General features: G+C 65.2%; 2 protein-coding genes. Both read right to left on the bottom strand.

Features of this window, described 5'->3' with window-relative positions; translation table 11 throughout:
- Positions 1 to 421: FAD-binding oxidoreductase (locus EN964_RS34395; protein ID WP_164776374.1), on the bottom strand; the 421-nt coding region annotated here is incomplete at its 3' end.
- Positions 418 to 1,484: pyridoxal phosphate-dependent aminotransferase (locus EN964_RS34390; RefSeq protein ID WP_164776372.1), on the bottom strand; the 1,067-nt coding region annotated here is incomplete at its 5' end. The genes EN964_RS34395 and EN964_RS34390, both read right to left, overlap by 4 nt.

Genomic DNA, 1,484 nt, shown 5'->3' with positions numbered 1-1,484 from the left:
CATCGGAAACATTGAGATGCGGGTACATCTCGCTGACTTCCCTGGGCGAAATCTCGCGGACATCGACATCGAAGGCACGCGCCAGCGATGCTTGCCTGTAGATCTCGTGCTTGCGCTCCTCGGTCAGCGCCACGGTGATCGAACCGACCTGGCGCATGCCGGTGCCGACCTCGGTCTCGGCTTCCAGCTTGACGTAGAGGTCGGCGGAATATTTCGCCAGCCGCGTCATGTTCTGCGAGCCGCGCAGCTGGCCGATCAGGCCGGCGGCATGCCATGTCGTGCCCGACGTCAGCTGTTTGCGTTCGAGAAGCACGATATCGGTCCAGCCAAGCTTGGCCAGGTGATAGGCGACCGAACAGCCGGAAACGCCGCCGCCGATGATGACCGCCCTTGCTTTGGCGGGAACTGCCTTGGCGGTCATGCTGCCTCGCGACGGTAGCTGGAAGCAAAGCGGCGCAGACGAAGTGCAGCTTCCTGCAGCACCGGTTCGGGCTGGCAGAGACTGATGCGAATGTGGCCGGCGGCCGCCTCGCCGAAGCTGGAGCCGGGCATGACGCCGACCTTTTCCTTGTCGAGCAGGGCCCAGGCGAATTTCTCATCGTCCGGTTCGACGGCCGAGATGTCGAGCATGACATACATGCCGCCCTCCGAACCGCGCACGGTCACGTCGTTCATGCCCCGCACGGCGTCGAGCAAGACGGTGCGGCGTGCCGCGTAACGTTCGGCGATCTCCTTGACGCCGTAACGGTTCTCCAGCGCCTCGGAACAGGCGATCGAGATGAAGGCCGGCAGGCCGTAGGTCGTCACCAGATTGAGATTGATCATGAGCGTGATCATCTCCTCCGGTCCCGTCAGCCAGCCCATGCGCCAGCCGGTCATGCCGTGGCTCTTGGACATCGAATTGATGACCAGCGTGCGCTCGGCCATCCCTGGCAGCGAGCGCGGCGAGACGTGCTCGCCGCCGCCGAGCGTCCAGTAGACTTCGTCCGACAGCAGCCAGAGGTCGTGCTCCCGGCAGACTTCTGCCAGTTGCTCCAGCCGCTCGCGCGAATAGACCGCACCTGTCGGATTGTTCGGCGTGTTGATCAGGATAGCGCGCGTGTTCGGCCGGATTGCCGCGCGGATCATGTCGGCACGTGGCTGGAAGCCATCCTCGGCCGGTGTCTCGACGACGGTGAAGTCAGCGCCTGCGGCGCTGAACGTGTTGGGATAGGTGGCATAATAGGGCGCCACGACGATGGCGTGGTCGCCCTGGTCGAGCACGCCCTGCACGGCCGCATAGAGTGCGGCCTGGCCGCCCGGCGTGGCGATCACCTGATCCGGCGACGTCTCGACGCCGGTGCAGGCGCTCGAGGCCGCCGCCATCGCCTTGCGCAGGCGCGGCAGGCCGGGAAGCGGGGTGTAGTGATGATTGCTGCCGCGAACCGCGGTCACACAGGCTTCGATCGTCTGCGAAGGCGTGTCGAAATCATGGTCGCCGACCG

Source organism: Mesorhizobium sp. M7A.F.Ca.CA.001.10.2.1 (assembly GCF_003998575.1).
Taxonomy (GTDB): domain Bacteria; phylum Pseudomonadota; class Alphaproteobacteria; order Rhizobiales; family Rhizobiaceae; genus Mesorhizobium.
This window is presented reverse-complemented; position numbering and strand designations above follow the sequence as displayed.